Origin of the sequence: Temperatibacter marinus (genome assembly GCF_031598375.1) — a bacterium.
GTDB classification, from domain to species: Bacteria; Pseudomonadota; Alphaproteobacteria; order Sphingomonadales; family Kordiimonadaceae; genus Temperatibacter; species Temperatibacter marinus.
Window position 1 is genome coordinate 1060450 of the sequence record NZ_CP123872.1, and the last position, 23549, is coordinate 1083998.

General features: G+C 43.9%; 27 protein-coding genes. 14 read left to right on the forward strand and 13 right to left on the reverse strand.

Going from position 1 to position 23549, the window contains the following annotated elements; translation table 11 throughout:
- Window positions 1–6: 6 nt before the first annotated feature.
- Window positions 7–720, reverse strand: a complete 714-nt coding sequence (locus QGN29_RS04775) for a sigma-70 family RNA polymerase sigma factor (protein ID WP_310799541.1) — start codon at window positions 718–720, stop codon at window positions 7–9.
- 138 nt (window positions 721–858) lie between these two features.
- On the opposite strand from QGN29_RS04775, the gene QGN29_RS04780 reads away from it, so the two are divergent.
- Complete coding sequence (locus tag QGN29_RS04780) at window positions 859–1722, forward strand: putative metalloprotease CJM1_0395 family protein (RefSeq protein WP_310799542.1); 864 nt, start codon at window positions 859–861, stop codon at window positions 1720–1722.
- 4 nt (window positions 1723–1726) lie between these two features.
- Here QGN29_RS04780 and QGN29_RS04785 read toward each other — a convergent pair whose 3' ends face one another.
- Genes QGN29_RS04785 through QGN29_RS04795 form a run of 3 tightly spaced genes read right to left on the reverse strand, consistent with a single transcriptional unit; the run spans window position 1727 to window position 3577 of the window.
- Window positions 1727–2803 carry a quinone-dependent dihydroorotate dehydrogenase gene (locus tag QGN29_RS04785; RefSeq protein WP_310799543.1) on the reverse strand — a complete coding sequence of 359 codons (1077 nt, stop codon included), beginning with the start codon at window positions 2801–2803 and terminating at the stop codon, window positions 1727–1729.
- Window positions 2796–3176: a DUF952 domain-containing protein gene (locus QGN29_RS04790; RefSeq protein WP_310799544.1), complete on the reverse strand. Its 381-nt coding sequence runs from the start codon at window positions 3174–3176 to the stop codon at window positions 2796–2798. Before QGN29_RS04790 ends, QGN29_RS04785 begins: the two co-directional genes overlap by 8 nt.
- A gap of 47 nt (window positions 3177–3223) precedes the next feature.
- Entirely contained in the window at window positions 3224–3577 is a 354-nt protein-coding gene (locus tag QGN29_RS04795) for a DUF6491 family protein (RefSeq protein WP_310799545.1), read from the reverse strand.
- Window positions 3578–3726: 149 nt separating this feature from the next.
- On the opposite strand from QGN29_RS04795, the gene QGN29_RS04800 reads away from it, so the two are divergent.
- Together QGN29_RS04800 and QGN29_RS04805 are read left to right on the forward strand one after the other, a co-directional pair.
- Window positions 3727–4746 carry a DUF2333 family protein gene (locus tag QGN29_RS04800; RefSeq protein ID WP_310799546.1) on the forward strand — a complete coding sequence of 340 codons (1020 nt, stop codon included), beginning with the start codon at window positions 3727–3729 and terminating at the stop codon, window positions 4744–4746.
- A 102-nt stretch (window positions 4747–4848) separates the two neighbouring features.
- Window positions 4849–5367 carry a universal stress protein gene (locus tag QGN29_RS04805; protein WP_310799547.1) on the forward strand — a complete coding sequence of 173 codons (519 nt, stop codon included), beginning with the start codon at window positions 4849–4851 and terminating at the stop codon, window positions 5365–5367.
- Window positions 5368–5407: 40 nt separating this feature from the next.
- On the opposite strand, the gene QGN29_RS04810 is transcribed toward QGN29_RS04805, so the two are convergent.
- Window positions 5408–6334: a type IX secretion system membrane protein PorP/SprF gene (locus QGN29_RS04810; protein WP_310799548.1), complete on the reverse strand. Its 927-nt coding sequence runs from the start codon at window positions 6332–6334 to the stop codon at window positions 5408–5410.
- Window positions 6335–6721: 387 nt separating this feature from the next.
- Between QGN29_RS04810 and QGN29_RS04815 the strand changes: the two genes are divergently transcribed.
- The 4 genes from QGN29_RS04815 (at window position 6722) to holA (ending at window position 11355) form a co-directional block, all read left to right on the forward strand.
- Window positions 6722–7153 (forward strand): DUF3576 domain-containing protein, encoded by a 432-nt coding sequence (locus tag QGN29_RS04815; RefSeq protein ID WP_310799549.1) that lies wholly within the window; start codon window positions 6722–6724, stop codon window positions 7151–7153.
- 93 nt (window positions 7154–7246) lie between these two features.
- Window positions 7247–9805: a leucine--tRNA ligase gene (leuS, locus tag QGN29_RS04820; RefSeq protein ID WP_310799550.1), complete on the forward strand. Its 2559-nt coding sequence runs from the start codon at window positions 7247–7249 to the stop codon at window positions 9803–9805.
- A gap of 23 nt (window positions 9806–9828) precedes the next feature.
- Complete coding sequence (gene lptE, locus QGN29_RS04825) at window positions 9829–10332, forward strand: LPS assembly lipoprotein LptE (RefSeq protein WP_310799551.1); 504 nt, start codon at window positions 9829–9831, stop codon at window positions 10330–10332.
- Between the two features lie 3 nt (window positions 10333–10335).
- Window positions 10336–11355: a DNA polymerase III subunit delta gene (holA, locus tag QGN29_RS04830; protein ID WP_310799552.1), complete on the forward strand. Its 1020-nt coding sequence runs from the start codon at window positions 10336–10338 to the stop codon at window positions 11353–11355.
- A 64-nt stretch (window positions 11356–11419) separates the two neighbouring features.
- Here the strand turns inward: holA and secB are convergent, their stop codons facing one another.
- Window positions 11420–11959, reverse strand: coding sequence for a protein-export chaperone SecB (gene secB / locus QGN29_RS04835; RefSeq protein ID WP_310799553.1), 540 nt, complete (start codon window positions 11957–11959; stop codon window positions 11420–11422).
- Between the two features lie 238 nt (window positions 11960–12197).
- On the reverse strand, window positions 12198–12713 hold the full coding sequence (locus tag QGN29_RS04840) for an FxsA family protein (RefSeq protein ID WP_310799554.1): 516 nt from the start codon (window positions 12711–12713) through the stop codon (window positions 12198–12200).
- Between the two features lie 208 nt (window positions 12714–12921).
- On the opposite strand from QGN29_RS04840, the gene QGN29_RS04845 reads away from it, so the two are divergent.
- The 5 genes from QGN29_RS04845 (at window position 12922) to QGN29_RS04865 (ending at window position 17394) form a co-directional block, all read left to right on the forward strand.
- Window positions 12922–13650, forward strand: a complete 729-nt coding sequence (locus QGN29_RS04845) for a Tim44/TimA family putative adaptor protein (protein WP_310799555.1) — start codon at window positions 12922–12924, stop codon at window positions 13648–13650.
- Window positions 13651–13664: 14 nt separating this feature from the next.
- Window positions 13665–14876: a murein transglycosylase A gene (gene mltA / locus QGN29_RS04850; RefSeq protein WP_310799556.1), complete on the forward strand. Its 1212-nt coding sequence runs from the start codon at window positions 13665–13667 to the stop codon at window positions 14874–14876.
- Window positions 14873–15460, forward strand: coding sequence for a Smr/MutS family protein (locus tag QGN29_RS04855; RefSeq protein WP_310799557.1), 588 nt, complete (start codon window positions 14873–14875; stop codon window positions 15458–15460). The genes mltA and QGN29_RS04855 overlap by 4 nt, the downstream gene beginning before the upstream one ends.
- Window positions 15457–15810 (forward strand): helix-turn-helix domain-containing protein, encoded by a 354-nt coding sequence (locus QGN29_RS04860; RefSeq protein WP_310799558.1) that lies wholly within the window; start codon window positions 15457–15459, stop codon window positions 15808–15810. The genes QGN29_RS04855 and QGN29_RS04860 overlap by 4 nt, the downstream gene beginning before the upstream one ends.
- Before the next feature lie 72 nt (window positions 15811–15882).
- A complete protein-coding gene (locus QGN29_RS04865; protein ID WP_310799559.1) occupies window positions 15883–17394 on the forward strand; it encodes a YifB family Mg chelatase-like AAA ATPase in 1512 nt (503 codons plus the stop codon).
- 22 nt (window positions 17395–17416) lie between these two features.
- Here QGN29_RS04865 and QGN29_RS04870 read toward each other — a convergent pair whose 3' ends face one another.
- The 6 genes from QGN29_RS04870 to hisB all read right to left on the reverse strand — a co-directional run bounded on the left by QGN29_RS04870 (window position 17417) and on the right by hisB (window position 21464).
- Window positions 17417–18073 carry a TetR/AcrR family transcriptional regulator gene (locus QGN29_RS04870; RefSeq protein WP_310799560.1) on the reverse strand — a complete coding sequence of 219 codons (657 nt, stop codon included), beginning with the start codon at window positions 18071–18073 and terminating at the stop codon, window positions 17417–17419.
- Between the two features lie 287 nt (window positions 18074–18360).
- The gene (locus QGN29_RS04875) at window positions 18361–18699 is read right to left on the reverse strand and encodes a phosphoribosyl-ATP diphosphatase (RefSeq protein WP_310799561.1); all 339 of its coding nucleotides are present in this window, start codon (window positions 18697–18699) and stop codon (window positions 18361–18363) included.
- 3 nt (window positions 18700–18702) lie between these two features.
- On the reverse strand, window positions 18703–19464 hold the full coding sequence (gene hisF / locus QGN29_RS04880; protein ID WP_310799562.1) for an imidazole glycerol phosphate synthase subunit HisF: 762 nt from the start codon (window positions 19462–19464) through the stop codon (window positions 18703–18705).
- Window positions 19458–20189: a 1-(5-phosphoribosyl)-5-[(5-phosphoribosylamino)methylideneamino]imidazole-4-carboxamide isomerase gene (gene hisA, locus QGN29_RS04885; RefSeq protein ID WP_375164679.1), complete on the reverse strand. Its 732-nt coding sequence runs from the start codon at window positions 20187–20189 to the stop codon at window positions 19458–19460. Before hisA ends, hisF begins: the two co-directional genes overlap by 7 nt.
- A gap of 11 nt (window positions 20190–20200) precedes the next feature.
- A complete protein-coding gene (hisH, locus tag QGN29_RS04890) occupies window positions 20201–20854 on the reverse strand; it encodes an imidazole glycerol phosphate synthase subunit HisH (protein WP_310799564.1) in 654 nt (217 codons plus the stop codon).
- A gap of 10 nt (window positions 20855–20864) precedes the next feature.
- Window positions 20865–21464 (reverse strand): imidazoleglycerol-phosphate dehydratase HisB, encoded by a 600-nt coding sequence (hisB, locus tag QGN29_RS04895; protein WP_310799565.1) that lies wholly within the window; start codon window positions 21462–21464, stop codon window positions 20865–20867.
- Between the two features lie 184 nt (window positions 21465–21648).
- Between hisB and hslV the strand changes: the two genes are divergently transcribed.
- Together hslV and hslU are read left to right on the forward strand one after the other, a co-directional pair.
- Complete coding sequence (gene hslV / locus QGN29_RS04900; RefSeq protein ID WP_310799566.1) at window positions 21649–22218, forward strand: ATP-dependent protease subunit HslV; 570 nt, start codon at window positions 21649–21651, stop codon at window positions 22216–22218.
- A gap of 19 nt (window positions 22219–22237) precedes the next feature.
- Window positions 22238–23548, forward strand: coding sequence for an ATP-dependent protease ATPase subunit HslU (gene hslU / locus QGN29_RS04905; protein WP_310799567.1), 1311 nt, complete (start codon window positions 22238–22240; stop codon window positions 23546–23548).
- Window position 23549 lies beyond the last annotated feature (1 nt).

Below are 23549 nucleotides of genomic sequence, written 5' to 3' on the forward strand. Positions count from 1 at the left end.
TCTATTTTACTCATCTAATTGTCCTCGTAATTTTTTGAGGGCAATTCTAATTCTTGATTTTACTGTTCCAAGCGGCAAGCCCATTTCTTCGGCCACCACTGAATGAGACTTTTCTTCCATAAACGCTTTAATAATCACCGCTTTTTGATCATCGGGTAGCTTTTCCATTTGGCTTCTAACACTTTTTGTGTCCTGTCCAATTTCATATTCATCTCCTTGATCTTTCATCTCATTCTCAAGGTGAATAAAATCAAATTCGCTCAAACTTGGTTTGTTTGTGCGGCGTTGATGGTCAATGCGTTTATTTCTAGCAATCGTAAATATCCATGTCGAAGCTGCGGCTTTAGATCCATCGAATAAAGCTGCTTTTCTCCAGACCATAACCATGGTCTCCTGAGCAACTTCTTCGGCAACATCTTCACCCACACCTCCTTTGATCGCGAATGATTTCACTCTTGGAGCAAAATGCTCGTAAAGCTCAGCAAAAGCTACTTTACAGTGCTTTCGAGCAACATTCTCAATCAAAAGATTAAAGCGATTACTGCTTTTTCTTCGTCTTGCTTCATCCACAGCAGGGGTGCCTTTCGGCTTTTTATGCGATGCTATTAAATGCATCTTACGCGTTTTGTGATCTTCTTTTGACGAATTAAAGTGTAATTCGGTGAGATCCTCTCTCTCCAAAGTGCCATTCTTTTCAGCCAAAGTCACGCCAGAAAACATCATAAATCCTGATATTAAAATAAAGCTTGATAGTTTCTATACGGAAAGGGTGTCTGCATGGATCAGAAATAATTACTTATTTCAACTTATGAAAACCCTTATTTTGGTCTCTACGTATAACTATGCTACAGTGTGAGGATGACAACTCTTGCAAGCATATTACCCACGTCAGCCAGTCCTGATCCAAAATTGACACGCCCAATTGTGCCAGCGGCACTTACAAATAAACCCGTTGAACAAAAAAAGTCGCCTCAGGTAGATGCTCAAAACCAAGAAAAGTCACGAGAACAATCCCCCCCCATCCGTGAAAAGGGCTATTTGGCAGAGGAAAATTCAACCTCAAAGACCTCTTCGTCAAATGGTCCTCTAGGGGCAAATTTGGGCGGTGCGAGTGCCGTGGTTTTACAAGTTTCAGAGGCTCGTACATCTTCTTCATCGTCGGACCTTTCTTTTAAAGCAACAGAACCAACCTCTTCGGAAAAGTCTTCTTTGACGAATGAGTTAACAGATGAGGAAAAACAAATTGTTGCGGATTTAAAAGCGAGAGATGCTGAAGTGAGGCGCCATGAACAGGCGCATGCGGCAAGTGGCGGTGGCTATACAGGCGCGATCGAATATGAATATACGCGGGGTCCAGATGATCAACGCTATGCCATTTCAGGAAAAGTAAGCATCGATACAAGCTCAGTTCCAGATAATCCAGAAGCCACCATTGAAAAAATGCGTATCATTCAATCTGCGGCCCTAGCTCCAGCAAGTCCTTCTGGAGCAGATCGTGCCGTGGCGGCCGAGGCTGCAGCTAAATTGAGGCAGGCTGAGGCCGCCCTTAAAGAGAAGCGATCTGAAGAGAAGGTAGAAAAAGAAGAAGCTTTGGAGCAAAGACCTTCTCAATTAGAAAGATTACAGTCTACCCAAGAAAGCGAATCTCAGGCGTTCACAAACAACCTTGGATCAGAAGCTGAAACCGTGCCGTTCCAGCAAGGAATAGATCTCATAGCCTAATCTTTTATCGATGAGCGGCGCCAACAGCTTCACTCACAGCAGTATAGCCATCCTTTTTAAGTAGCTTTGTCAAATCACGTTTAATCTGAGTTACAAGGCCAGGGCCTTTATAAACAAGCATGCTGTAAAGTTGAACTAAAGAAGCTCCGGCTTTGATTTTTTCATAAGCATCTGCGCCGCTGGATATCCCACCAACACCAATCAAAGGGACTTTTCCTTCTGTAAGTTTATAAAGATCATAAAGGGCTTGGGTTGATTTTTCAAAAACAGGTTTGCCTGAGAGACCACCAATCTCCTCTTTGTCCTGTGATCTTAGTGTCTCAAAACGTTCAATTGTTGTGTTTGAGATAATAAGGCCATCAATATCAGAGTTGAGAGCAATGTCAGCAATATCTTCTTTATCTTGTTGCAAAAGATCCGGCGCAATTTTAACTAAAATAGGAATGTATCCCTTCTTGCCAGACATGGCCTGTTTTCTTGCGATGATGAGACGATTCACCAAATCTTCTAAGGCTTCTTTAGATTGCAGGGCGCGCAGGCCTGGGGTATTTGGGCTGGAAATATTCACTGTGAAATAATCGGAAAGGCCGTATAGTCTTTCTAAACAAGTAACATAGTCAGCGGTGCGATCTTCTGCCTCTTTATTTGCTCCAATATTCGCCCCAACTATCCCCCCTCTTTTTTTCTTATTAAAGGCTTCAAATTGATCAATATAGTAGCTTAGTCCTTCATTATTAAAGCCGAATCTATTAATCACAGCCTCATCTTTTTTTAGACGAAATAGTCGCGGTAGAGGGTTGCCTTCTTGAGGAAAGGGCGTCACAGTTCCAGCTTCCGTAAATCCAAAACCAGCGTTCAGGATGGGCTGCATGACTTCGGCGTTTTTATCAAAACCAGCGGCGAGACCTACTGGGTTTTCAAAAGACAGACCAAACACAGTTGTTTTTAAAATAGGGTCATCAGATCCTTTGAAAAAGACAGGGCTTAGGCCTGCCTTTAATAACCTAATAGTCATCATATGTGCGGCTTCGGCATCCCGCATAAAAATCAAGGGTTTTAGGAGGGGGAAAAGATCAATCATCCTCTGGTCCTTTTTTAGTAAACTCATCAATGTTATCAATGTGATGTGAGCCATCCGCCTGCATAGGTACACTCCAAGTGGAGACGACAGCATCCATTGCCATTATGGTATAATAATGTGGAAATAATGCATCATTTCTAGATTTTTCAAACCGCAAAAACTCATCCTTTAAGGCAGATACAGAAACTTTAAGGATGACCACATCTCCCCTTGATTTAAAGTGTTTTTGAAGAGTTTCTTGAGTTTGCTCGTGAGTGGAGAAGTGAATATATCCATCCTCAATATCAATGGGAGCCCCGATGAGCCTCCCGTGGTGTAAGGCTTCTTCATATTCAGGGATGAGCAATATTTTATAAATAAAGGCTGAATTCATGCCCTTCCTTTAAAGAATACAAACGCGCACTGCAAGTAAAGAACCGCTTACGGCGTGTCTTTTTTAATTTCAAACGATTTGACTGTACAGCTATGCCCGCTTCGAGTTCGGATCTCACTTTTGTCTCTGCACAAATGACCATTGATCGGTGTATAGCTCATATAGCTATAATAAGAGAGGTTAAAACAACTAGAAGAGAGAGTCATCAGATAGACCTCTTTTGCAGTTGTGAGACGAACAATCTTGTCAGACAGTGGTGTATATGACTTTAATTGACGGACATCGACGCACTCAATATCACTGATGAGTAGGTTAGATTGTCCCAGCCCTGAAGTCTGGGAACTAGGGACAAAAGAGAGGCCTAAAAGAGCAAAAAAGGGGACTGCGGTGGTACTATTCATTGAAAAAACTCCCTCTTGCCATCTTACCTTATGTTACATGAACCTTCAATGACTGAGGGTGCCCTTACTATAGCCCTCTTGAATTTTCAGAATGAATGACGATATTAGCTAATATATAAGAATAAAAATAATCTCGACAGGAGGACGTTATGGCTGGTGAAATCTGGCTGTTCATTAAAGAAAAATTGAGAGCAATGATGCGATGGATTGGATCATTGTTTGTAAAGTTATGGCTTTATATCAAGGGGCTAGTATCCAGTACTACAGGAGATACATGGCGTAAAATCTTGGTAGGCCTTCCCTTAGTATTTGTAGTTTATATCCTTTTGGGCATGCCTATTGCTAATCGGATAGATGATGATTTAAGTCCTGTCATTGAAAAAACGGCAGGCGGTTCCTTTGCTGTAGACACCATAATTCATCTGGTTGATCGAGAAGTTGAAAAAAACAACTGGACTGCCAATGATCCATTTTTCTTCCCCGCTTTTTATTTAGACAATACACCTAATTATCAGCGCGGTATGATTGCCGCAATTTCGCGCTTTTCTTTCGAACTACGGGATCAAATTGGGCGAGTTAGAAGTTCTAGTGCCGCTGATAAAGATTTGGACTTAGCGGCAGGAAATTTATCAAAAGATCCCAACGAGTGGGTTCTTGGAGGGGGGAAGTTTTTACCGCGAACCGCTTCCGATAGTTTCTACAAAGAAGGTTTAAGGCAATTGCAATCCTATAATGCTCGGGTAGCAAATGGCGATGCTGTTTTTGAACGCCGTAGTGATAATTTATTGGCAACATTAGAACGAATTGCCAGTGACCTAGGGGCGTCTTCAGCGGCTCAAGATCAATATATTGAAGAAAATGCGGGTGGTTTTTTACCTGACTTTGGTGTTGATAATGAATTTTATCAAATCAAAGGGCAAGTGTATGCCTATGCAATGATTTTAACAGCCCTTCAAGACGACTTTAGTAAAGTTTTGAAGGATCGAGAATTGGAAAGTCTTTATCGTCAACTGTTGATCTCTATGCGCAATGCCGCAAATTTAGACCCTCTTGTTGTAACAAACGGTAGTCCTTCCGGTATCGTTCAAAATCACCTTTCAATTCAGGGGTTTTATCTTTTGAGAGCGAGAACGCAATTGAAAGAAATCACTAATGTATTACTAAAGTAACAAGGAAGAAGCACATTTTCTTGGAAAGTGACAATCACCTAGCAATGGCAAGCGGGAAATTTCCTGCTTGTCAAATAGCTTTCCCCGTGTCAGGCTATTCCAATGGTAGAAATGAAATTAAAAGATCAATCAGATAAGAGTGTCCGGCCTATATCGGCTCGGTCAAGAACCTTTATTGTTGTCGTGGATGGCTCTGACGAGTCTAGAGCCGCTCTTCGCTTTGCTGCTGCTCGGGCTGTTCATGTTGAAGGGGGACGATTAACATTATTTCATGCCATCCAACCAGGAGAATTTCAACATTGGGTCGCTGTTGCAGACCGCATGCGGGAAGAAGCCTATGAAGAAGCTGTTGAGATGATGAATGATGTTGCGGATCGGGTTGAAGATTACTGCGGTGCGCATCCTGAATATGTCATTGTTGAAGGAGATCCTAAGGAGGCTCTTAGGACATTCATTGAGAAAACCGAAGATTTGTTTGGCTTGGTTCTCGCCTCTAATCCTGATGGCAACCCAGGCCCGTTGGTTGATTACTTCTCAGGCCCCTTAGTCGCTGACCTTAAGTGCCCTTTGATTATTATTCCTGGGAATTTAACAGATGACGAAATTGATAGCCTTGCTTAGGCGCAGTCTTCTATAAATCAAAAAACCGTTTCAACCTTCTTTAGAAAGACCAGCGGGTTCCGATGAAGAAAGATTGAGATGCTTCTAGCGGTTGAGCGCTGAGATTATAGAGAGGTTGTCCATAAATTGAATATCTGACCCCTCCAGTAAGACGCCAGTTTGATTTTAGTCGGTATGCCGCTTGCAATTCTAGTGAATTTTTATCAGCTACCTGAGTATTGACAGCATCATAGATGTAAGAAGGAACTGTATAGCCGTCGGCTTTCATGTCTTTATAGCCAAGCCGTGCCCAGAGTTTACTTCCGCTATAAGACACACCTACGCCAAAGCCTGTATAGGCCTGTTCTATCTCGCTTGTTTGCTCAAGAACAGAAGCATCAACATTAAAACCGCTGTAGCCCAAGCTTAATCCTAAAGAATATTCTCTATCTTTATAAAGATCAGAAAGGCCGAGCGTATTATTCACAGTTAAATGCATACTTCCCTGCAAAGCGACTTCAAAGCCAGTGCCAAACGGCTTTTCTTTATCTTTAGGAGAAAAAATAAGACCCAGTCGACTGCTGTTAAACCCTAATGAGTTGCCATAAGAGAAAAGACCATTATCGGTTTCTGAATGATCTTTCAGATATACGAAGTTTTTCCCAACTTTTTGACCTTTAACCCGTAAACTTAAACCAGGTTCGCCATAGGCAGCTTTTTCATCAGGGGATGGTAGTGCATAGCCTTTTGAGGGCAAAACTTTATCACGAACAATAATAAGATTTAGTCGGTTTAAAAGATCCTTTGCAGAATCTTGAGAAGTTTCTGCATTGTCAGATTTTTCATCTACCTTTTTAATAGCGGGCTTTTTATCGTCAGTGTCAGCAAAAGTCGGGGTTGTGAAGGCAAGAGCCGCAAAAACAGCAAAACCGACAGGTTTGAGTAAACCGCCGTCTTTTCTGTTTTGTGTTTGCTTTTCTGTTCCCATTTGTCCCTGCTGTTGGTTTTGCCATTAAATTGTATACGACGTTACCTTCTACGATCATGCGGCTAAGTTAGACTTTTTTATGTCTATAGTGCCTTCCTAGTATAATAGTATTACAAAATCCCTAACAGCAAGAGATAGACTCAAATTTTAATCAGATGTGACCATAATGACACGAATATATTAGGAAGAATTACGACTAAAGTGTTAATTGAAGGGGAAAGAATAGAAAATTGTCTCTTTTAAGCCATGTTTGATCATTATTTCCTATAGTCAGATGCTAAAGAGGGCGTTATAACAATTTCAGAAAAAGACTCGAGTCTCTCGTAAAGGGCTTGGTGAGTTTGTGTTTTTATGTGAATGGCTCTATGGAGCCTGTAGGGGTTTGGGATGAAAAATCTGATCAAAACAGCAATGATCGTCGCTGTCGGCTTAACATTGGGTGCGTGTAGTATTTTTGGTGGCGATAAAGGCGGCAAAAATATTGAACCAAAAACAACGGCGCTGGGTGTAAATGGTTATTTATGGCAAGCGACTCTTGATACATTAGACTTTATGTCTGTAAGCAGTAGTGATCCTAGCGCGGGTTTTATTGTGACAGAATGGCATACAGACCCTAACTCGAAAGATGAGCGTATCAAGGTGACAGTACGCTTCCTGACAGAGCAATTGCGGTCTGATGGGTTGAAAGTTATTGTCGTCCGTCAGAAGAATATGGATGGCTCTTGGGTTAATCAGGATGTAGCGGCTGGCACTGAGTTAAGAATTCAAGATGCTATTCTCCTCGCTGCACGTAATCTCAAGCAAGGGATTAATAACTAAAGCCCATCTCATGAATTGAGAGAGAGAACGGGGCGGTTTTTCGCTCCGTTTCGCATTTAAGAGTATAGAATTAATAAAGTTCGGACCAATATTATGTCTCGCTATAACGCAAAAAAAACTGAATCAAAATGGCAAAAAATCTGGGAGAAAAACCAGTGCTTTAAAACAGACACTTCGTCTGAAAAGCCAAAATATTATGTCCTAGAAATGTTTCCTTACCCTAGTGGTCGTATTCATATGGGACATGTCAGGAATTATACACTCGGCGATGTAGTGGCCCGCTATAGAAAAGCCCAAGGGTTTGAAGTTTTGCATCCAATGGGATGGGATGCTTTTGGCATGCCTGCAGAGAATGCTGCAATGGAACATGGGGGACATCCGGCAGATTGGACATATGATAATATTGATAATATGAGGGCTCAGTTGAAGCAGGTTGGTCTTTCAATCGATTGGGACCGTGAATTTGCCACATGCGACGCAGACTATTATGGTAAAGAGCAAGAATTATTTATTAAATTTTATGAAGCGGGTCTTTTGTACAGAAAAGAAAGCTGGGTAAACTGGGATCCTGTTGATCATACGGTCCTTGCGAATGAGCAGGTCATTGACGGATGTGGTTGGCGATCAGGCGCCCCTGTTGAGCGACGCAAGTTATCCCAGTGGTTTTTCAAAATTACAGATTTTGCCGATGAATTGCTTGAGGCGCTCCAAACACTTGATCGTTGGCCAGAAAAAGTACGATTGATGCAAGAGAATTGGATCGGTCGCTCTGAGGGGTTAGAATTTACGTTTGAAGTTGTCGGCCGGGATGAAGGGATTACAGTGTATACCACGCGTCCTGACACTATATTTGGGGCCAGCTTCTGTGCTATTTCAGCAGACCATCCCATTGCCAATGAGCTGGCAGAAAAGAATGAGAACTTGAAGGCTTTTTGTGAAGAGTGTCGCCAATTGGGCACTACTGAAGAAGCTATAGAGAAAGCTGAGAAAAAAGGTTTTGATACAGGCTTAAAGGTTCGACATCCTTTCACAGGAAAAGAGATGCCTGTATACGTGGCAAATTTCGTCTTGATGGATTACGGGACAGGCGCTGTCTTTGCGTGTCCAGCACATGATCAACGTGACCTTGATTTTGCCCTTAAATATAACCTCCCTGTCTTACCTGTGGTCTTGCCTCAAGGTGAGGAAGGTGAAGGGTTTTCAGTCGAAACTGAAGCCTACACGGGGCCTGGAAAGTTAGCGAATTCTGATTTTCTTGATGGATTAACCATCGAAGAAGGTAAAAAGGCTGTAATTGACCGCGCTGAAGAAGCAGGGTGGGGGCAAAGAAATATCAATTTTCGTCTAAGAGATTGGGGGCTTTCCCGTCAGAGATATTGGGGAACGCCTATCCCGATGGTTCATTGTGATGACTGTGGTGTTGTGCCTGTAAAAATATCTGAATTGCCTGTTAAATTACCAGCGGATGTGTCTTTTGATAAGCCGGGCAATCCTTTGGATCACCATCCCAACTGGAAAGATACGGCGTGCCCCTCGTGCGGCAAGCCGGCGCGCCGCGAAACAGATACGATGGATACCTTTGTGGATAGTTCCTGGTATTTCTTGAGATTTTGCTCTCCGCATGCTGCGGAGCCTTTTGAAAAAGAAGCATCAAATGATTGGTTGCCAGTTAACCAGTATATCGGCGGGATTGAGCACGCTATTTTGCATCTTTTATACGCACGATTTTTCACGCGTGCTCTAAATCATATTGGATTAACCGATGTGAAGGAACCTTTTGAAGGGCTCTTTACGCAAGGGATGGTCAATCATATGACCTATAAAGACAGTAATGATAAATGGGTCTTTCCTGAATCTGTAAGAACCCGCGAGGATGGTAGCCTTTTTGCCTCAGATACTGGACTTGATGTCGCGGAAGGACGCATCGAGAAAATGTCTAAATCTAAGAAAAATGTTGTCGATCCCGATGATATTATCGAACAATACGGCGCGGATACTGCCCGTTGGTTTATGCTTTCTGACAGCCCTCCGGAACGTGACCTTCTTTGGTCAGAGTCTGGAATTGAAGGGGCTTGGCGTTTTAGTCAGCGGGTTAATCGCTTAATCACCTCCACTGAAGGGTTGTGTGCCGTGACGAGCGTTATGCCTGAAGGTCTTTCTGAAAGCGCTTTAGAGTTAAGAAAAAACACCCATAAAGCCATTAAAGATGTGACATATAGTGTTGAAAACCTTCACTTTAATAAGGCTGTTGCCCGTCTCTATGATTTTGTTAATCAGTTGGGCGGAAAAGTTACGGGAACGGGCGCTGAAGAAGCTAAGCGAGAGAGCTTAGAAACACTTGTTTTATTGCTGGGCCCAATGATGCCGCATTTAGCAGAAGAAATGTGGGCATTTCTTGGTCATACGACCTTGGTAGCAGAAACCCCATGGCCGCAAGCCATTGAAGCACTTACGGTGGATAGTTCTGTCAAGCAAGCCGTTCAGGTGAATGGAAAAGTAAGAGATGTTATTGATGTCCCCAAAGACGCTGGTAAGGATGAAGTTGAAGCTCTTGCTATGGCCTCAGTGAAGGTACAGAAATTTATTGAGGATAAAACAATTCGCAAAGTCATTGTTGTTCCTGGAAAAATTGTTAATATTGTAGCGAATTAAAAATACCAGTAAGGGAGTGTGTCTTGAAGATCGGTCGATTGCTTATTGCTTGTGCCTTTATGGGCTCTCTTTCAGCCTGTGGGTTTGCGCCGTTGTATAAAGAAACAGCACAGTCTCAGCGAGCTCATCAGTCTTTAGCATCAATTGAAATTATGCCAAAGAAAGATCGAACTCATCAATTGATGCGGAATAAACTTCTTTACTTAATGGGTGAGAATAGGGCGCCTCTCTATCAATTAAACATCAGTCCTGTCGTCGAAAAGCTAGGGTTTGGTATTCGACAAGACGCCTCAGCCTCTCAGGAACGGTTGACATTAACTGTCGACTACTCGCTTGTTGATCTCTCCAGTTTGGAAAAAAAAGTAAAAATTCTTTCCGGACAACTTTCAAGGTCAACAAGTTATCAATTGGTTCAAAGTGATTATGCCACACTGGTGCGTCGGGAAGACAGTATTGAACGACTGGCAGAGAAAATCGCTGAAGACTTGCATCTTAAATTACTCCTTCATTTCAAGCAAGGTGAGTGATTTATGGTCAAAGCCTCCCCCCGTGACATTGCTGGATATGTGAATAAATTACCATCGCAGTTTAGAGTTGTCCTGATTTTTGGTCGAGATGAAGGCTTGGCCCGGGAATATGCAGAGAAAATAGGTAAACAGATAGTTGAAGATCTATCTGACCCTTTTTCGGTGGCACGTCCCACAATGGCACAAGTGAAAGAAAACCCTTCTCTTCTGCTGGATGAAGTTGCTGCAATCTCAATGATGGGCGGACGTAGATTAATTCGGTTTGAAGGTGTTGGGAACGACGCAAAGGCAGCTGTAAATCTTGTTCTTGAGAGTGAGCAAGGGGATGGGTTGCTTGTGATTACTGCGGGGGATCTCAAACCCACATCTGCATTAAGAAAGGCCGTAGAGGCCAGTAAAATTGGTCTCTCAATTGCTTGTTATGAAGACAGTGCTCAAGATGTTGCAGGTCTTGTTCATGAAGTATTGGTTTCAGCTGGATTACGGGCAAATCAAGATGCGATGGCATATCTGATAGACAATCTTGGAAGCGATCGAATGATCTCTCGATCAGAGCTTCAAAAGCTTATTCTTTATAAAGGTCAGGATAAGTCGGAAGTCAGCCTTGAAGAAGCAGAAGCTTGTGTTGGAGATACTGCAGCCCTTGGTCTCAATCAGATTGCGGAAGCAGTGACAGCGGGGGACTTGAAGAATTTGGAAAAATATATACAGCGAGCTTGGATTGCAGGAGAAAGTCCTATAGCCATCCTTCGTGTTGTACAAAGTCGTCTGGGGCGACTTCATCTAGCACGAGGCCATATGGACCAGGGCATGGGTGCTGGTGACGCTGTAAGCAAACTGAGGCCTCCTGTGTTTTTCAAGGAAAAGCCGGCCTTTACTTCTCAGTTGACTCGGTGGTCTTTGCCAAAATTGAATCGCGCTCTAGAGCTTGTTATGCAAGCTGAATTAGACTGTAAGACAACAGGTAATCCTGCAGAAACTTTATGCGCACGCCTTTTGTTATCTCTTGCAAAAGCCGCTTAAAGACAAACAAAAGACCAGACCCCTAGAGATCTAGTCTTTCTCAAAAACTGAATGTATCCGTTGATTAGTTCACAGTTACGTCCGCATCGCCAGCTGGTGCTGAAGCATTTGCATCAGCGGCCTGTGCTTCGGCTTGGGCTTGTTGCTGACGGAAAAGAGCTTCAAAATTAATTGGGTCAAGCATTAGAGGCGGATAACCACCATCTTGAGTTGCTGTTGCAATGATTTGACGCGCAAATGGGAACATCATTGTCGGTGCTTGGATAAGCAAGAAGGCTTTTGTTGCATCTTCTGGAATGCCGCGAAGACCGAAAAGGCCACCATAAGCAAGCTCAACAACGAATGCGACTGTGTCATTCTCAACTTTTGATGAAGCAGATATTTTTAATTCTACTTCATACACTTCGTCATTAATTTGTGTAACACCAACATTTACGTTCACATCAATTGCTGGGTTTTGACCAGAATTATTCTGTAAACTTTGCGGTGCATTTGGGTTTTCAAAAGACAAGTCTTTAATGTATTGTGTGATCATACCTGCAGTTGGGCCTGTATTTTCTTCGCCACCAACTGGTGCATTTCCTTGGTTATTTTCTTCAGCCATTTTAAGTCACTCTCTAAAATTACGTCACCTGATCAAATACTGATCAGAAATATCTTTGAGCCCAACCTTATAAACCCGTGTTACAAGATTGGATAAATTTGGGTCCCTCTCGAAAGCAGTCCCCTGCCAGAGTGGATAAATTCAATCCCTATGGCTCTAGCTCAGTCGGCAGACTGGCTAGCATGCTTTAGCCCTTGGTGCAACCCTAAAAAGCGCTGATTTCCAAGGGTTACCCCCTTTACGGGATATCTGTGTTATTCTTGCCATCCTTGCTTGAAATGACTTGATAGTCGGGTGTCGCTTCTTTGACCTCTTCCCCTTCTATATCAATGACGGTCGTCTCCTCGTTATTATATCTATATGTGTGAGACCCTTCATTTTTGAATGTACCTCTTTTGCCAATAATTACTTGGGCAATTCCGAATTTCCCAATGGCGGACCGTACGAAAGGGATTAGTAATAGTCCCCCAAGAGAATCTGTAATAAACCCCGGAAACATTAGTAGCAAGCCTGCAAAAAGAAGAAAAAAGCCATGAATTAACTCGTGTCCAAATGGCTCACCTGCGGCCATAGCGTCTTGCATGCGTTTCATAACGCCCATCCCTTGTGCACGCACAAGAGAGAGGCCAACAAAGGCTGTCATGATACAGAGAGCCACTGTATTAAACCCTCCAAGTTGACCTCCTACATCAATCAAAAGTGACAGTTCCAACAATGGTGTCCCAATTAAAATGATTAAGATTATCCAGCCCATAACGCTTTTCCTCTATGACAAAAGACTAAAGATCATTCATTAGTCTTGTCCTTTATATCAAAAACTCTTATCTATAAGGGGATAATTGAGCGCATTTTCAACAGGGCGATGAAAAAAAAGCCTGAATCTCAGCAGAGAGCCTGAAATTCAGTGGAAAAAGAGCCGTGTATTTAGAATGAAAAACGCAGATTTTGTGAGGAATGATCTTATGGGTATCGATATTTTAATTTTGGCTTTGATTGCCGCCTTTATTTTACTGAGATTGCGGAGCGAACTTGGACGTGAAGATGAGATGGATGATGACCCTAGCCAGCACAATACTGGTTTTAAAAGTCGGTTTGACCCCTCTCGATCGAAAGGCGCTCAAGACAATCGTCCTCAAAAATTAGTGGATCAACGCCAGGCTCCCGTCGGAGATCAGGATCATATTCTTCATGATGTGAACCAAAATATGTCAAAGCAGACATCCCCACAAGACTATAGCGGTGCCATTCTGCAAGGGTTAAAAGCTATTGCCGCGAAGGACAGGAATTTCAACCCTGATCAGTTCACAGCAGGGGCGCGAAGTGCTTACCCTATGATTTTAGAAGCTTTCTGGAAGGGCGATAAGGAAACTTTAGAGACGTTTCTTTCTCCAGAAGTTTATTCTCAATTCGCGGGCGCTGTCGATGCCAGAGAAGCAAGCAATTTAACCATTGGGAATCAATTTATTGATATTGATTCAGCGGTGATTATTGAGGCTGTATTGCAGAACAAGCAGGCTGAAATTACATTAAAATTCAAGGCTGAAATCATCGCAGTGACTAAAGATAGCGAAGGTCGCATTGTTGAGGGTGATCCATCTGATGAGATTGAAGTCAATGACATTTGGACTTTCTCTAGAGATGTGAAGAGCAAGGACCCTAATTGGCAGCTGGTAGCGACACGGACTGAATAAAAGGCGGCCTTAAGGTGGGACAGAAAATTCACAATAATTCAGTTGTTTGGCTTAGTTTCGTCTTGGTGCTTATGGCGGCAGCCCTTTCTATTTTTCTCCTTAAAAAAGAAAGTAAAGGACTTAATTTCCATCCCGTAGCCTTCACTCAACTACAGGGATGGCAGGGCGATAAGCTAACCCCTGCCTTAAAGGCATTCCAAACCAGCTGTAAAAAATTAATACTCAGACCTGCCAAACGGTCAATGGGGGCTGGCATCGGCGGCACCGTAGGGGATTGGCACCCAGCCTGTAAAGAAGCGCTTATACTGAACAGCAGTTCGTCGGAAGAGGCGCGGTCTTTCTTTGAGAAGAATTTTCAACCCTTTTCTGTTGCGTATGATGACCGGACAGAAGGTGTTTTTACAGGGTATTATGAACCCCTTCTTCAAGGCAGTTATAAACAGAGTAAACGCTATTCAACCCCTTTGCTTGCCCGCCCTCAAGAACTTGTCATGGTAGATCTAGGGACGTTTAGACACGACCTTAAAGGGCGTCGAATTGCGGGCCGAGTTGAAAAAGGGAGGTTGGTGCCTTATCCCGATAGAAAAGCCATAGATGCAGGAGCTTTGAACAACAAAACAGAAGCACTGCTTTGGGTAGATGATCCTGTTATGGCTTTTTCTCTCCATATTCAAGGGTCTGGACGAGTTCAAATGGAAGATGGGTCAATTGTTCGTATTGGTTATGCAGCTCAGAACGGTCATCCATATCGTGCGATTGGCCGTGTCATGGTTCAACAAGGCCTGCTCGAGCGATCCCAGGTTTCCATGCCGGCTATACAAAACTGGTTAAGAGAGAATCCGGCGCGTGCTAATGAGATTATGCATACAAACCCATCCTATGTCTTTCTTCGTCTCATAGGGGGAGACGGCCCTTATGGTTCCGCAGGTGTCGTATTAACCCCGCGACGATCTCTTGCTGTGGACCGTAAACATTTGCCGTTAAATGTGCCTATGTATCTTGATGCTTCTCATCCAGATCCAACTGATCGCAATGCCCCAAGCCTGCCCTTTCAGCGCTTGATGATAACTCAAGACACAGGCGGGGCCATTCGCGGCGGTATTCGCGGTGATGTCTTTTGGGGTTTTGGCGGGGATGCGGAGGAAATCGCAGGCCGGATGGCGAACAAAGGGCGCTATTATATTTTGTTACCGAAAGCTTTGGCACAACAGGTTAATACTCCATGAGCAGGAAAAAGCTTTCTCCTGAAGATGATAGACTATGGCAGGCTGTGACCAATACAGTGACACCGCTTGAGGATAGGCCTGAGGGGGCTGATCTTCCAAAGCGGCGGTTCTTTGAAAAATCATTAGATACCACGGCGCTTCCTTCAGAGTGGTATGAGGGGATGGCCCATCCTCCAAAACCAATGTTGGATAAACATATTAAACGTCAGATTAAACGTAAAAAGCGAACCATAGACCGGACCCTTGATTTGCATGGCATGAATCAAGATCAAGCCTATACGGCCTTGAAAGCGGCTGTAGAAAATGCCGTAAAGTCAGAGATTCGCACGCTAATTGTCGTAACCGGCAAAGGCGGGAGGCGCTGGACTCAAAGCGAATCTGCATCTTTATGGTCCCGAAAGCGCGAAGAATTTGATCAGTTTGGTGGTGTGTTGAAGCGAATGGTTCCTCTATGGTTAGCCAGTCAAGACCTGGCACCCTTTGTTCACAGTTATAGTGAAGCCAGTAAAGATCACGGCGGTGCTGGAGCACTCTATGTTGTCTTACGCTCTAAACCTTCTGGAAAAAGGGGAGGAGACCGATGACACCTTTTGGTGAAAAGATGCGCGAATTAAGGGCCCATAAAAATGTCAGTCAAGCGATTATGGCGCGTGCCCTAGACGTGAGTCCGGCCTATGTTTCTGCGCTGGAACATGGAAAACGTGGGAAGCCAAGTTTTTCTTTCATTCAAAAAGTCATTCAATATTTTGACCTCATCTGGGATGACGCAGAGGAAATCTGGGACCTGGCTCAAATTTCTTCTCCGCGCGTGACGATTGATACTGCAGGACTGAGCGAACAAGCTACCCGTGTCAGCAATCGTTTAGCACAGAAAATATCCTATCTTTCTTCTGAAGAATTAGAAGTAATTCTCTCGGTTCTTGAGAATGAATAAGCCCCTAGACGGCCGCTATAATTATCTATAGTATTATTATACACTTTAAAGTGTATAGTTTTGAGGTCGTCCATGGTATCCATAATTAAAACAGTTGCGTTTCAGGGCATCGACGCTTTGCCAGTAGACGTGCAAGTTCAACTCTCTAGCGGTCTTCCTGCTTTTACAATCGTGGGCTTGCCTGATAAGGCAGTCAGTGAGGCCAGAGAAAGAGTACGGGCTGCGCTTACAGCCCTTGGTCTTTCGCTTCCTGTACAGCGAATAACAATCAATTTATCTCCAGCAGACTTACCAAAGGAGGGCAGCCATTATGATTTGCCCATAGCGCTGGGTTTGTTAGTGGCGATGGACATTCTCCCTGGCGAAGAATTGGAGCAAACCATCGTGATGGGGGAGTTAGGCCTAGACGGCTCAATTCGCCGGGTGAGCGGTGTTCTTCCTGCTGCTGTAACAGCACTGACACTGAAGGCGAGTATCGTTTGTCCTGCCGACTGTGGGCCAGAAGCTGCATGGGCTGGCGAAGAGCTGCCTATTCTTGCGCCAGATAGTTTAATTGCTTTATTGAATCATTTTAGAGGACACTTCAGTCTTAACCGACCAGAACCGATCGCAATGCAGCCAAAAGAGGTTTTACATGATTTTAAAGATGTGAAAGGCCAGGAGACTGCAAAACGTGTCCTAGAATTGGCCGCGGCAGGTGGACATACAGTTTTAATGACAGGCCCCCCAGGCTCGGGAAAATCTATGTTGGCGTCTAGATTGCCTTCAATTCTCCCTTCCTTGCGGGCACCTGAAATTTTGGAAGTCAGTATGATTGCTTCAATTGCTGGTGAGCTTGGGGAAGAGGGAATAACCAATCGCAGGCCTTATCGAGACCCGCATCACAGTGCCAGCATGCCTGCCTTAATTGGCGGAGGCCAAAGGGCGCAACCGGGGGAGATCTCACTTTCTCATTGCGGTATATTATTCTTAGACGAGTTACCAGAATTTAACCGTGTTGCTTTGGAAGGGTTAAGGCAACCCTTAGAAACAGGGCAGGTGATGATTGCACGCGCGCAGGCCCGGGTCACATATCCTGCACAGTTTCAATTAATTGCGGCGATGAATCCCTGTCGCTGCGGATATTTAGATGATCCAAGTCGGGCATGTAGCAGAGCTCCTAAATGTGCCTTGGACTATCAAAAAAAAATCTCGGGTCCTTTATTGGACCGAATTGATCTCTATATTGATGTCTCAGAATTATCAGCACAAGAATTGCTTAATCCAGGGGAGGCAGAGAGATCGTCCACAATAGCAAAACGAGTGGCAATTTGCCGAGACCGACAAAGAGAGCGGTTTAAGCGGTTAAACGCCCCACATAGGATGAACGCGGAAGCCAATGGAGAAATATTGGAATTGATTGCGCCCCTAGATGCTGCATGTCACTCTTTGTTGAAAACGGCAATACAGGATTTTAAATTTTCAGCGCGGGCCTATCATAGGGTCTTGAAAGTTGCGAGAACTATTGCTGATTTAGCTTTTTCAGAAGCGATTAAAGAGCACCATATCGCAGAAGCGCTCAGCTATAGAAAATTAACGTATTAAGAGGTAGTTTAGGAACAAGATGTTAGCGTAAACGGCCTATATAAATTTCGCTAATCAGGTCAGAGACAGCCATTTTTACGTCTATTGTTTCCGCATCATCTCTGCCCATGAGAGAGGCAATCATTTGATTAGATCGAGTGTCTTTTAAAGACTGGCACAATCCACTAAAAGCACACCATGTTGCAAAAGAAAGGCTTTCGGCGGAGACTTTAAAATCCCATTTGCTCACACGTGCTTGGTTTATGCCAAGGAGGATGGCATATTGTGATTTAATGATATTCATATAGTCTTGATAAGGAAAAAACTCTTCGACTTCTTCATTGTCTAACATCAAGCTATATAAATGCGCATGATCGAGAGAAAATCGAACTAAGGCCATGCCATACTGTTTAATTTTTTCATCTGGATCTTCAATGTCTTGAATGGCCTTTAGGATGGTCTCTTCTAGTTGTGTAAAGCCTTTCTTGGCAATATTTACAAGGAGGTCAGATCGATTTTTAAAATGATGGTAAACAGCAGCAGGCGTAACTCCTACATCTTTAGCTAAGCCTCGAATTGACAGTGCGGAAGCCCCTTCTTTTTCTAGAAGGGAAGCTGCCTTATCAAGAAGACTCTGAGATAAGTTTCCATGATGATAGGACTTCTTGTTTTGGTTTGTATCCTTTTGCATCACATTCATTGAAAAATTCCTAAAAGATTTCGCTTTTCATAGAGAGAATGATGGACAATAATTATTGACAATGGCCGCTAACATTCTATCTTAACAGTGTTAAATTCTAGGCCCACCCCATAGCCTGCGGATTTAACGAATTGAGTGTACATTTATGTACATGAGATTTGCCCCAGCTAATCTTTGCCCCCATGAAGGTTAGTTGGGGTTATTCTCTTAAGGGGTCTCTGTCTCTTTTACTTTAGATATCAGGTATTTATTAACGAAATATCTACAAGATGATATTTGGTTAATTTTTACTCAGCTTTGCGGCTGTTTTTTTCATCCAGCCCCGAGATTCCCATGCGCTGACTTAAGATGGTTGTGACAGCTCTCAGAGAACTGTCTTTGCTTGCCAAAAGAAGCTGCAGGTGGAAAAGAAGGTCTGCCGCTTCATTTTCGAGGTCTTCTTTGGTTTCAGCTACGGCAGCAATTGCAACTTCAGTCGCTTCTTCACCCACCTTTTGAGCAATCTTTTTTGGACCCTTGTTAAGCATTTTTGCCACATAGCTAGTGTCAGGGTCGTTCGCATGGCGTCGTTCTTGGATGAGCGACTCTAAGATCTCTAATTGTTCAAGGATGGTCTTCTCTGTCATGGTTTACTCAATTCTTACGGCAAGTCCGGCTGCATTCATATAGGCTTTGGCTTCTTGGATAGTATAGGTGCCAAAATGGAAAATACTAGCGGCAAGTACAGCACTGGCATGGCCCTCCTTCACGCCCTCAACCAGATGATCAAGTGAACCAACTCCCCCAGAAGCAATAACAGGAACTGATACTCTATCAGAAACAGCTCTTGTCAGCTCAACATTAAACCCTGATTTTGTGCCGTCTCTATCCATACTTGTGAGTAGAATTTCACCAGCCCCTAGGGTTGCCACTTGAGCTGCATAATCGACGGCATTTAAGCCCGTAGGGTTTCTACCTCCGTGGGTAAAGACTTCAAAAACACCTGGGGATGTTTCCTTTGCATCAATGGCGACAACGATGCACTGAGCCCCAAATTTTTCTGCTAACTCTTTGACAAGCTCTGGACGATTGACAGCGGATGTCATGAGGGAGACTTTATCAGCGCCCGCCAACAGAAGTTTTCGAACATCTTCTTCTGTTCGGACGCCGCCGCCCACGGTTAACGGCATAAAACATTCTTCTGCGGTACGCTTTACAACGTCATAGAGAATGCCTCTATCCTCACTGCTTGCAGTAATGTCTAGAAAGGTGAGTTCATCAGCACCCGCTTGATCATATATTTTTGCTTGGGCAACAGGATCACCAGCATCTATTAAATCAACAAAATTGACCCCTTTAACAACACGCCCATCTTTTACATCTAGACAGGGTATGATCCGTGTTTTTAGCATGAGAGGCTTCCTTTGGCTGTCTTAATCGCATCTCCAAGGTTTAGGCTGCCATCATAGAGTGCACGGCCAGTAATCACCCCGTCTAAGTTTCCTGCCCTAACAACACCGTGTATATCACTAATATCTTTAACGCCGCCACTTGCGATGACGGGAATGGAGACAGCTGACGCTAAGGTACTGCTGGCTTCAGCATTCACACCTGCTAATGTCCCATCACGGTCGATATCTGTATGAATGAGTGCGGCAACGCCAACATCTTCGAATTTTTTTGCCAGTTCGACGACTTGTAATTCACTAGCCTCTGCCCATCCTTCAACCGCAACAAAGCCCTTTAAGGCATCAATGCCGACAGCAATCTTTCCGGGAAAGGTTTTACAAGCCTCAATGACCAATTTTGGATTTTTTACAGCTAAAGTGCCCAAAATTAAACGAGAAATGCCTTGATCAATCCAATATTCCATGGTTTCTAGCGTTCTTATCCCTCCCCCTAATTGGACAGGCACATCGCATGTTTTAATAATCTCTCTCACAGGAAAGGCATTCACAGGCTCCCCTGCAAAGGCTCCATTTAAATCAACAAGATGAAGCCATTCACAGCCGGCTTTGACAAATTCTTGAGCTTGAGCTGCTGGACTATCGTTAAAGACAGTCGCTTGATCCATATCACCTTTATAAAGGCGGACACATTGACCATCTTTTAGATCGATCGCAGGATAGATGGTGATTGATTGACTCATTACACACTCCATTTCAGGAAAGCTGCGAGGAATTTTAACCCTGCAGTTTGACTTTTTTCAGGATGAAACTGGGAGCCGATTACATTGTCGCGGCCAACGACTGCTGTAATAGGCTGACCATAATCAACAGTCGCCAAAGGCGTTTCACCCGCGTCCATTTCCATATGATAACTGTGAACAAAATAGACATGATCGCCAGAGTTGAGGGCACCAACAACGGGATGTTCATGTCCTGCAGTTGAAAGCTGGAGATTATTCCAGCCCATGTGGGGGACTTTAAACTGAGGGGGTAAGGCTAAGGGCTTCACTGTGCTATTCACCCAGTGCATTCCTTTATGGACGCCAAATTCATGGCCTTCCGCAGCCATTAATTGCATCCCGACGCATATCCCTAAAAACGGGCGTCCCTGCACTCTAACAACTTCATCGAGAGCGTCTTTCATGCCATCGATTGAGAGAAGCCCTTTTCGGCAATCAGCAAAAGCACCAACACCAGGTAAGATAACACGATCTGCCTTACAGACTCTTTCTGGATCATTTGTTACAACAATATCTCGCTGAAGGCCCGCGTCAGAGGCTGCCCGTATGAGAGCTTTTTCAGCAGAGCGTAAGTTGCCCGAGCCATAATCAATTAGAACACATTTCTCTGCCATGTGGGGCCTCTTATAAGGATCCGCCCAAAGTGCCTTTAGTGCTTGGAACACTATCTGCTTTTCTTGGATCTATCTCAATGGATGCACGGAGTGCACGGGCTAGGGCTTTGAAGCTGCTCTCAATAATATGATGATTATTTTTGCCGTATAAATTTTCCATATGTAGAGTCGCACCCGCTGCAAAGGCAAACCCACGGAACCATTCTTCAAACAATTCTGTGTCCATGTCACCGATCTTGTCCCGGTCAAAGGAAATATTGAATATAAGGAAAGGACGCCCTGAAATATCAAGAGCAGCGCGTGTTAATGTTTCATCCATTGGGATGTAAGCATGAGCATACCGAGTGATCCCTTTAAGGTCGCCAAGCGCTTCTTTGACAGCAGTTCCAAGAGCAATGCCAACATCTTCTGTGGTGTGATGACCGTCAATGTGAAGATCTCCATCGCAGCGCACTGTGAGATCGATAAGAGAGTGACGCGAGAGTTGCTCAAGCATATGATCAAGGAAACCAATGCCTGTTTTCACGTCATAAATTCCTGATCCATCTAAATTCAGATCAACTTGAATATTTGTCTCATTCGTTTTCCGATTGATAGAGGCTTTCCGCATCTTGTCATCCATTTCTCTCAAATTAAGGCATCACTTGACTTTGGGTACGTTTATAAGGGCAAAGCTGGATCATACAATAGTTACTTTTGAGACTAATTTATTCTTTCTAAACCCTTGTATCAGGCTAAGCTTCTATCTATATGCTGACTTATGCAAACAAAAAAGCAGGAATGTGAGAATAAGTATGGCCCATGATGATCGGACCTTGAACGGTGAAAACTGGCGTGGAACTACAATCTGCGCAGTCAGGAAAAATGGCAAAATTGTTGTGGCGGGCGATGGCCAAGTTTCGGTTGGTGATACAGTGATGAAAGCGAATGCTAGAAAGGTTCGCAAGCTTTCTGGCGGAAAAGTCGTGGCTGGCTTTGCAGGCGCCACTGCAGATGCCTTCACCTTGTTCGAGCGTTTAGAAGCAAAGCTTGAGCGCCATCCTGGTCAATTGACGCGTGCCTGCGTTGAGCTGGCAAAAGATTGGCGAACAGATAAATACCTTAGACAATTACAAGCCATGCTGATCGTTGCAGACAAAGCAGTTACATTGGTGGTGACAGGCAACGGTGACGTTCTAGAGCCCGAGCATGACATTGTCGCCATAGGTTCTGGGGGAAATTATGCTCTGGCCGCAGGTCTAGCCTTGCAAGATCAAGAAATGGCTGCAGAAGACATGGCGCGCCGGTCTTTAAAGATTGCCTCAGACATTTGTGTTTATACTAACAATAATTTGACTGTCGAGACTTTGGACTCAGAAGAATAAGTTAAGAAAGAATATTCCCATGGTAAGTTTTTCTCCTAGAGAGATCGTTTCAGAACTCGATCGTTATATTATCGGCCAATCTGACGCTAAGCGTGCGGTTGCTGTTGCTTTAAGAAATAGGTGGCGCCGTCAACAATTAGATGGACAAATGCGGGATGAGGTGCTCCCGAAAAACATCCTAATGATTGGACCGACAGGCGTTGGTAAAACTGAAATCTCCCGTCGCCTTGCTAAACTCGCGAATGCCCCCTTTATTAAAGTGGAGGCAACGAAATTTACAGAAGTAGGCTATGTAGGCCGTGATGTAGAAAGCATCATTCGTGATATGGTGGAAAATGCTATTCTCATGACAAAAGAAAAAGGCAGAAAAGACGTTGCTGCCCGCGCTGAGTTAGATGCTGAAAATCGTGTCCTCTCTGCTCTTGTTGGGGAGAACGCCTCTGACGCCACGCAGGATAAGTTCCGTAAAATGCTTAGAAGCGGAGAGTTGGCTGATAAGGAAATTGAACTTGAAGTGAATGACACCAGCAGTCCATTCCCGCAAATGGATATTCCAGGGATGCCTGGAGCGTCTATGGGCATGATTAATTTAAATGATATGCTGGGTGGAGCGCTGGGTGATCGCAAAGTCAAAAAGAAACTCAAAGTAAAAGATGCCTATGAGATTTTAATGGGGGAAGAAGCAGATAAGCTGATCGATGATGAATCAGCAACACGGGATGCTCTTCAGCTCGTTGAAAATAGCGGCATTGTCTTTTTGGATGAGGTAGATAAAATTTGCACACGTGAAGATGCCCGAGGCGGGGATGTGAGTAGAGAAGGTGTTCAGCGAGATCTGTTGCCACTGATTGAAGGAACCACCGTATCGACAAAATATGGCCCTGTAAAAACAGATCATATTCTTTTTATTGCTTCAGGGGCTTTTCACTTGGCCAAACCAGCTGATTTGTTGCCAGAACTGCAAGGAAGATTGCCCATTCGAGTAGAATTAAGGGATCTTACGGAGGCTGATTTCAAACGGATTCTGACAGAACCAGATTATAGTCTCCTCAAACAATATACAGCCCTCATGGGGACGGAAGAGGTTTCGTTAACCTTCACAGAGGACGGTATTGATGAAATCGCCAGAGTATCGGCATATTTTAATGAAACAGTCGAAAATATTGGCGCTCGGCGCTTACATACGGTTCTAGAAAAAGTGCTTGAAGATATTAGCTTTGATGCATCAGACAAGTCTGGTCTAGAGCTGAGTATTGACGGTGCCTATGTCAAGAAAGCAATGGGCGATTTGGAAGCTGTTGACGCAGACCTGAGTAAATTTATTTTATAGT